Genomic DNA, 7,874 nt, shown 5'->3' with positions numbered 1-7,874 from the left:
CTGGCGCCGAGGATTACTCCGGTCATAATGGGAAGACCCAACCTTTGCACAAACACTATGACGTTACATATAACCTTCGCTGCTATGTCATCACTAGCGCCTGTCGTCGAAGGCTCAGCTGCTGCAACTCCTGCTTCCACGAATATTGCAAGCATAACCGCAACGAGTACATATCCTACAACGCGAAACATCTATACCCCCCCCCTATACCAAACTCTTCACTTTAACCACAACACAGGCACGCACCACGGCGCAACCATAAGCACTCTCGATACGTTATGCTACACACAGCAATAACACCGGTTGCAACCACACCTCAGTAATAGCACGGTAGAGCCCCACGGTGTAACGGAGCTGCAAAACGACTGACAATTACACTGTTGATCAAACCCTATCCTAAGGTTGTGCCCCCTCCTCCTTTACACTCAAACTCACTAGCATCACCAATGCCGTCCGATCCGTTACCTCCTATCCCCGCGGCAAATTTCTGTATAAGCTTCCCAGCACCAAAAAATATTGCTGTGAAGACTACCAACATAACTATCGCAGCCCACGCTAGCTTCCCAAAGATCGCCATGATGCTGGCACCAAGGATGACTCCTGTCATAATGGGAAGACCCAACCTTTGCACGAACACTATGACGTTGCATATAACTTTCGCTGCTATGTCGTCGCTGCCGGCGGGCGGTGACCCACTGGCGAAAGAAACAGTTCCTATGCAAATAAACACGGCCAGTACTGCCACAAAAAGCACATATCTACCAACATTCAACATTCTCCCCCCCCCCTTAAAACGGCGCAGTTACACAATCACACCCGTGCACTACCTAAAGAAAAGAGCTCTTCTTCTTACCAAAGTTAAGCTCTACATCATAAAGCGTAGACTGACCACATGCGTGGTCGCTTATTATTGGCTACTACCGCTCAGCCTGGTCTTTCCATCACCCTTACACTCAAACTTGCTGGCATCACCAATGCCATGCTGGTCGTTACCTCCTATCCCCGCAGCAAATTTCTGAATAAGCTTGCCAGCCCCAAAAAATATCGCCGTGAACACTACCAGCATAACGATCGCAGCCCACGCCAGCTTTCCAAAGATCGCCATTTTGCTGGCGCCAAGGATGACTCCTGTCATAATGGGAAGACCCAACCTTTGCACGAACACTATGACGTTGCATATAACACTTGCCGCTATATCATCACTGCCTGCAGTAGAGCCAGCTGTATCGCCTTTCGCCGCTGCTGGAACAGCGTTGCTCCCTACACTCATAAATATAGCTAGAACAAACACAAATAAATACGTACTTTGTAACATCTGCTACCTTCACATGTAAATATTCCATCCCCATTGGCAGGGCTCTACTATACACCCGCTCGCAATGCAACAGCATCGCAGTACTTGCACCGCCACTAAACTCCAACTTTATACCATGCTACCCTATAGCCTGCTGCGCCCGAGCAGCATCAGGCAACTTCGTATTACCACCGCCTTCACACTTGAAGTCTTCAGCCTTGCCGATGTCCCCATTAACCCCCGCAGCAAATTTCTGAATAAGCTTGCCAGCCCCAAAAAATATCGCCGTGAACACTACCAGCATAACGATCGCAGCCCACGCCAGCTTTCCAAAGATCGCCATTTTGCTGGCGCCAAGGATGACTCCTGTCATAATGGGAAGACCCAACCTTTGCACGAACACTATGACGTTGCATATAACACTTGCCGCTATATCATCACTGCCTTTAGTGTCCGCCGCCCTAGCTTCTGCACCGGCGCTGGACTTGACCACAAATAATGCAAACCCTACAAAGCACAACACAGCAGAAAACGTCATCAGCTTTTTAAGACCAACCACCGCTTCTCCCCCAAATCAACACCACCTCACATCACGCACGCCACACCTGAGCACACGAGACTGCAAAACGCCGTAAGTACAGCACAGAATTGCTAATGTTGTGTAAACTCATGCAACTCTCAGTTGAACATGCGCTCATGAGTTAGTAATGTCTTCATACCAAGCCCGCAGCACTGCATTCTGCATAGCGTAATATCATGCACGTGTAGACTCTGCATCTGAAGAAGTGCTTCTAAAATCGTAGTATTACTGTCTCCAATACGCACAAAAGTGCCCTACCCTTCCGCTTCGTACAACAATATTAGGTAGCTTGGCGCGGTTAAACAAAGGCTCGCAGCGACCTACTTCTTGAGAAAACCGTGCCGTAGCCATATAAGGTTAGTCACTCATTGCGACAACATTTTCAGTCATGACCTCGTCCGGTACAATTGTGACAATACATGGTGGAAAGGCACAACTCATGTTCTGTAGTTAACGCGGGGTTACAATACAAATATTCGTTACAGCCGCCACACAACCCGTAGACACTGCAAAGGTAGCTCTGGACTAAATGCTAGCGAGACTGTACCCATTAATGCACCCAAAGATAACCAACGATTTACGGCACCATAGAAGTAATCACGCAAGTGTGTCTTCAGATCTTTCCGTCAGGTGCTAACCGGTATTTTGTATTGATATGACATAGATTCTGCTATAGACTCCCGAATACTTGAAGTGTGGTTGGGGTTTTTATGCGCAATGAAGGCGACCCTTGGGGTAGTGGTGAAAGTGGAGGAACAGAAAAGTCAAGAAACAGCAAGAGATTTTCAGACTCCCAGTTTGACGCATTGCTCCGGAGCGTTCGCACTGCCTTCAGTGGGATGTCGGATGGCAAAGGTGGGCCTACAGGACTACCCTTTGGCAAGTTGCATGTGTGCCTTCTTGCAGTAGCTGCGGCGTTTATGTACGCATGCATGGGTTTTTACGTTGTAAACCCGGAAGAAAAGGCTGTGGAGTTGCTGTTCGGTAGGTACAGCAACATACGTGATCCTGGTCTCCGGTATTGGTTTCCCAAACCTTTTGGCCAGGTGCTCAAAGTAAAGGTAGAGGTTGTAAGTAAGGAAGAAGTTGGCGGGATACCGTTCAGGAGTTCTCAGTCTGCAAACACCAGTGACGGTGTGATGCTTACTGGCGATGAGAATATAGTAAATATAAATTTTGATGTGCAGTGGAAGGTCGCCGACGCTTACAACTACTTGTTCAACGTACGAGATAGTAGGCCGGGGGCAACGGTGAAAAATGCTGCTGAGAGCGCAGTGCGGGAGATAATAGGTAAGAGCACTTTGGCGTTTGCTATAGAGGGCGAAGGCCGCGCTGCCATAGCCTACGAAACCAAAAAATTACTGCAGAACATACTAGACCATTACCAGATGGGCATAGAAGTGCTGTCAATACAGCTAAAGAAAGTCGACCCGCCTGAGAAGGTAATTAGCTCTTTCAGAGATGTGCAGAGTGCTAGGGCGGATAAGGAGCGTACCATAAATGAGGCGTTTGCTTATAGGAATGAGGTGTTACCCAAAGCAAAGGGTGAGGCTATACGTGTTAAGTTAGACGCTGAGGCCTATAAGAGCGAGGTGGTGAATAGGGCCCAGGGTGACGCAGCTAAGTTCCTGGCTATCTACAGGGAATACGTTAACCAGCCCATAGCAGTCAGGGATCGTATGTACATCGAAACCATGGAAGAAGTTTTGGCACGAATGGACAAAGTGATAGTGACCGATGACATAAAGGGCTTGTTTTCTTTCATTCCTACATCAAATGGCGGTCCTGTTGCGGGTAATGTGCGAGGATATATAGAGGGTGGATCATGAATATAGGAGTCGCCAGGTTTCTTCTGTGCGTTTTAGTCGCCTCTGCGTTGGCTGTGCTTTCTGGGTCCGTTTTTGTAGTGGATGAGGCACACCAGGCTATAGTCGTGCAGTTTGGACGTGTGTTGAAGAGTGTGCAGAGTAGTGGGTTGTTCTTCAAAGCGCCTTTGATAAGCAAGGTCACGTATTTTGATAAGAGAATAATAGAGATAAGGTCTGACTCTTGCGAGGTTATTGCTGCAGATCAAAAAAGGTTTGTCGTTGACTTCTATGCAAAGTACAGAATAGCGGATCCAGTAAAGTTCTATCAAACCGTGCACAGCGAGATTGGGCTAGAAAATCGACTGGGCTCTATTATTGAGTCGAACTTACGTGAGCGCGTGGGGCGTGTGGCGCTTATTAACTTCTTGAATGAGGCGCGGGCTGACGTGATGAAGCAGATTCAGGAAGGGGTAAGTTCTGAAGCAGAAAAGTTTGGCATAAAAATGGTTGATGTACGGATCAAGCGAGCTGATTTGCCTGAAGAAAATAGTGCAGCTATTTTCCGCCGTATGCAGACTGATAGGGAGAAAGAGGCTCGCGAAATCAGGGCTGAAGGCGATGAAATCTCTCAAAAAATACGTTCAGATGCCGATTTGCAAAAGAGAGTGATTGTTGCGACTGCCATGAACGAAGCACAAGTGATACGGGGAACGGGCGACGCCGAGGCTTCACAGATATACAACGAGGCCCTACAGGTTGATCCTGACTTCTTCAATTTTTATCGCACCCTTAGGGCTTATCGTAAAGTATTTAGTAAGGATGGTGCGACAAGAATAGTGCTGTCACCTAACAATGATTTTATTAGTCTTCTAAACAACAAAAGTGGGGGGTAGTGTGAGAAGGGTTTTATCACTTTTTTTCTTCGTAGCCATTGTTTTGCTAAATAGTGCTGTTGCACATGCTGAGTCCAGCTCAGCAGCGCCGTCAGATTTGGGTGGCGCAGCTATGGGGAGAGGAGGATTTTCCGATCTTGCAAATAAGTTACTTCCTGCTGTTGTAAATATCTCTACAGAGCAGACTATAGAGAGTAGTGATAATGATTCAGATGGTGGTGCGATTTTTGGGTTCCCAAAGGGCTTTTTCGAGGGTTTTTTCAATAACATGGAGCCGCTGCTAATTGACCCACCCAAGCCCCGTAAGGTAGTGTCATTAGGTTCGGGGTTTATAGTAGACAAGTCTGGGCTGATAGTGACAAATTATCACGTCATCGCCAACGCGCAGGATATACAGGTCAAATTTAGTGACAACACCACTGCGAAGGCGACTGTGCTCGGTCAAGATCCTAAAACTGATCTTGCAGTTCTAAAGGTTCATGTGCAAAAAGACTTGCAAAGCGTAAAGCTTGGAAATTCAGATGACGCTATGGTAGGAGAATGGGTTCTTGCGATAGGCAATCCTTTCGGCCTTGGAGGCTCTGTTAGCGTGGGCATAATTTCGGGTAGAGCGCGGGATATAAACATAGGAACTTCTGGAGAGTTTTTACAAACAGACGCCGCAATAAATCGTGGTCACTCGGGTGGTCCGCTGTTTAATGCTATGGGCGAAGTTATAGGTGTCAACACGGCTATTATTTCACCTCAGGGTGGAGGTAATGTGGGAGTTGCGTTTGCGATACCTTCAAATAATGCATCCCGTATAATAAACGTACTATCTAAGGGTGAAAAGGTTGAGCACGGTTGGTTAGGTGTTGTGGTACAGCGTGTCACTGAAAACATGGTTGGCCCTTTAGGGTTGGATACTGCCCGTGGAGCATTGATATCCACTATAGTCAAGGATAGTCCGGCAGAAAAAGGCGGTTTGAAGGTTGGCGATGTAATACTAGAATTTCATGGAAAAAAAATAGATGATATGCCACAGCTGACAAACTTGATTGCCAAGACTGCTGTAAACGAAAAGGTGCGGGTTGTTGTGCTGCGAGATGGGCAGCAGGTTAGTTTGAAGGTTGTTATCGGACGACTATCAGATGAAGCATCTGGAGCTCTGCACGGTGGTAGTGGTTCCGAGTCTAGTTACGAGAGTCTTGGTTTTGTCGTGGGGAATCTGCCAAAAGACCTCAGCAAAAAGCATGAAGGAGGCGTTGTGGTTCTTAAGGTTGACAGCAGAAGCGATGCTTATGTGGAGGGAGTGCGCCGGGGTGACATTTTAGTTGGTATAGACTCCATGGCTATAGGTAGCGTGGCGGATTTCAATAAGGCTCTGGAAAAGGTGCAGCAGAACGTGAAGAAGTCTTCTGTTCTACTTTTAATACAAAAGGGGGATGCGCCTCCTATATACATACCCGTGAAAGTAAGAAGGTAACATTGGCAGCGTTGTTGCCTGTGTAGGCATTGCATGAACGACCGCATTGTGGTTGGAGAAAATATCTGGATGTGGAGCGTGGTAGGGTGTCTTTGAGTGAGTGATGTGCCCTGTGCTGGTGTTTTTTGTGGATATATCGCTGTGTTCACGATACTTATATCGTGCCGGTGTGGCGTGATTTGCAGAAAAGTTATAAGTGAGGTGTTCTACTCGTGGGTGCAGTGGTGGAAAAGGACGTTTTTCAAAGTGTTGTTGACAAAATTCAGGTTGCATCAGGGCACAAATTTAAGAACCTGCCATTGTTGAAAAAGGCTCTCACCCATCCAAGTGCAGCCGTATCAAAAAGTGACTGTTACGAACGTCTGGAGTTCTTAGGAGATGCTGTACTGGGAATGGTAGTATCCGAGATGCTTTATAGGCTTTTCCCTGATGATAACGAAGGATTTCTAACTAAGAAAAAAGTCGTTTTAGTCCGTGGAAGCAAGGTAATGGAAGTTGCTCGCGCAATCAACTTGGGTGATGCGATTATCATGGCGAAAGGCGAAATGTTGTCAGGAGGTAAGACCAATACAAAGAATCTAGAAAATGCTATGGAAGCGGTTATAGGTGCGTTGTACATTGATGGAGGCTTGCAGGCCGCGTGCAACTTTATCACATACTACTGGAAGCCTTTAGCTGAAGTTATACCTGCTGTACCCTGCCAGGATCCCAAAACCGAGCTGCAAGAGTGGGCCCAGAGCAAAAATCTGGGTATACCGCGATACACGGTTGTAAGTAAATCTGGGCTTGAGCATAATCCGATATTCACAGTAGAGGCTAGCGTTGGAAATATAAGTGGGGTTACAGCTTCTGGAGGAAGCAAAAAATCTGCAGAGCTTGCTGCTGCCAAGCTATTGCTTGAAAAAGTAAAAGCAACATGTACGCAATGATGTTGTACACTGTCATAGTAAGCCTTTAGGCCTGTGAAGTTACACTATGAGTAAAAAATACAAAACAAATTTACCTTTTCTATTGGTAGCACTAGTACTGTCAATGCTATGTCTTGCATATGCATCAGTACCTATTTATCGAATATTTTGCAAGGTGACTGGATACGGTGGTGCAACAAAAAAGTCATCCGTCTTAAAGAGCTCTGAGATAGGGAAATACAAAATAAAGGTTAGGTTTAGTGCCACAACCCACAACTTGCCGATATTGTTCAGCCCGGTCCAACCCCATATCACTGTAACACCAGGTGTTCAAAAACTGGCTTTTTACTCTGCAGAAAACACTACAGATCATCTTGTCTCTGGCACCGCGGTTTACAACGTATCTCCCCCACAAGTGGGAAAGTACTTTAACAAAGTGGCATGTTTCTGTTTTACAGAACAAACATTCGAGCCACATAAGGCTATTGTAATGCCTGTATCATTTTTTATAGACCCTGCAATAGAAAGGGACACCACCACCATGCACATTAGAGAAATCACTCTTTCCTATATATTCTTCCCTAGCAACAAAGTTCCTCCTGCATATTGAGGCATGTTACGTAGCCATTAACTACGCTTTGGCACGGCAAAAATGTACTAGTACAAATACGGACTAATTACCGACCAGAATTGTGGCCACCACTTACAAACAGGCACAACATCACCATGAATGACGTGCTTTCCACAAAAACAGAAACCTCATAATCCTGAAAGAAAACAGGTATTCACATTCCCTTTTCAATCTACACTTCCCAACAAACAACGCAGCACTACACCTCACCGCGCAAGAAGACAACATAACGGCACCCAAGCACCCAAGCACCCAAGCACCCAAGCACCCAAGCACCCAAGCACCCAAGCACCCA

At 46.5% G+C, this 7,874-nt stretch carries 9 protein-coding genes and 1 pseudogene; 5 read left to right on the top strand and 5 right to left on the bottom strand.

The annotated features are described in order from the left end of the window. From PGW94_RS04085 to PGW94_RS04070, 4 genes and pseudogenes are all read right to left on the bottom strand, one after another. A pseudogene (locus tag PGW94_RS04085) lies at window positions 1–191 on the bottom strand (type VI secretion protein); the annotation flags it as partial. 200 nt (window positions 192–391) lie between these two features. Beyond that, entirely contained in the window at window positions 392–775 is a 384-nt protein-coding gene (locus PGW94_RS04080) for a TrbC/VirB2 family protein (RefSeq protein ID WP_271758895.1), read from the bottom strand. 132 nt (window positions 776–907) lie between these two features. Continuing rightward, window positions 908–1,315, bottom strand: coding sequence for a TrbC/VirB2 family protein (locus tag PGW94_RS04075; RefSeq protein WP_271758893.1), 408 nt, complete (start codon window positions 1,313–1,315; stop codon window positions 908–910). A 118-nt stretch (window positions 1,316–1,433) separates the two neighbouring features. Beyond that, window positions 1,434–1,832 (bottom strand): TrbC/VirB2 family protein, encoded by a 399-nt coding sequence (locus tag PGW94_RS04070; RefSeq protein WP_410519532.1) that lies wholly within the window; start codon window positions 1,830–1,832, stop codon window positions 1,434–1,436. Window positions 1,833–2,584: 752 nt separating this feature from the next. Here PGW94_RS04070 and hflK point away from each other — a divergent pair. The 5 genes from hflK (at window position 2,585) to PGW94_RS04045 (ending at window position 7,558) form a co-directional block, all read left to right on the top strand. Then, window positions 2,585–3,703: an FtsH protease activity modulator HflK gene (gene hflK, locus PGW94_RS04065; protein ID WP_271758900.1), complete on the top strand. Its 1,119-nt coding sequence runs from the start codon at window positions 2,585–2,587 to the stop codon at window positions 3,701–3,703. Then, window positions 3,700–4,575: a protease modulator HflC gene (gene hflC / locus PGW94_RS04060; RefSeq protein ID WP_271758891.1), complete on the top strand. Its 876-nt coding sequence runs from the start codon at window positions 3,700–3,702 to the stop codon at window positions 4,573–4,575. The genes hflK and hflC overlap by 4 nt, the downstream gene beginning before the upstream one ends. Before the next feature lies 1 nt (window position 4,576). Then, complete coding sequence (locus tag PGW94_RS04055; RefSeq protein WP_271758889.1) at window positions 4,577–6,040, top strand: Do family serine endopeptidase; 1,464 nt, start codon at window positions 4,577–4,579, stop codon at window positions 6,038–6,040. A gap of 221 nt (window positions 6,041–6,261) precedes the next feature. After that, complete coding sequence (rnc, locus tag PGW94_RS04050; RefSeq protein WP_271758897.1) at window positions 6,262–6,969, top strand: ribonuclease III; 708 nt, start codon at window positions 6,262–6,264, stop codon at window positions 6,967–6,969. A 46-nt stretch (window positions 6,970–7,015) separates the two neighbouring features. Continuing rightward, the gene (locus PGW94_RS04045) at window positions 7,016–7,558 is read left to right on the top strand and encodes a cytochrome c oxidase assembly protein (RefSeq protein WP_271758887.1); all 543 of its coding nucleotides are present in this window, start codon (window positions 7,016–7,018) and stop codon (window positions 7,556–7,558) included. 111 nt (window positions 7,559–7,669) lie between these two features. On the opposite strand, the gene PGW94_RS04040 is transcribed toward PGW94_RS04045, so the two are convergent. Beyond that, window positions 7,670–7,874, bottom strand: a 205-nt coding sequence (locus PGW94_RS04040; protein WP_271758885.1) for a hypothetical protein, incomplete at its 5' end; no start/stop codon positions are given.

The sequence above is a fragment of the Candidatus Anaplasma sp. TIGMIC genome (genome assembly GCF_028204095.1).
GTDB lineage: Bacteria > Pseudomonadota > Alphaproteobacteria > Rickettsiales > Anaplasmataceae > Anaplasma.
This window is presented reverse-complemented; position numbering and strand designations above follow the sequence as displayed.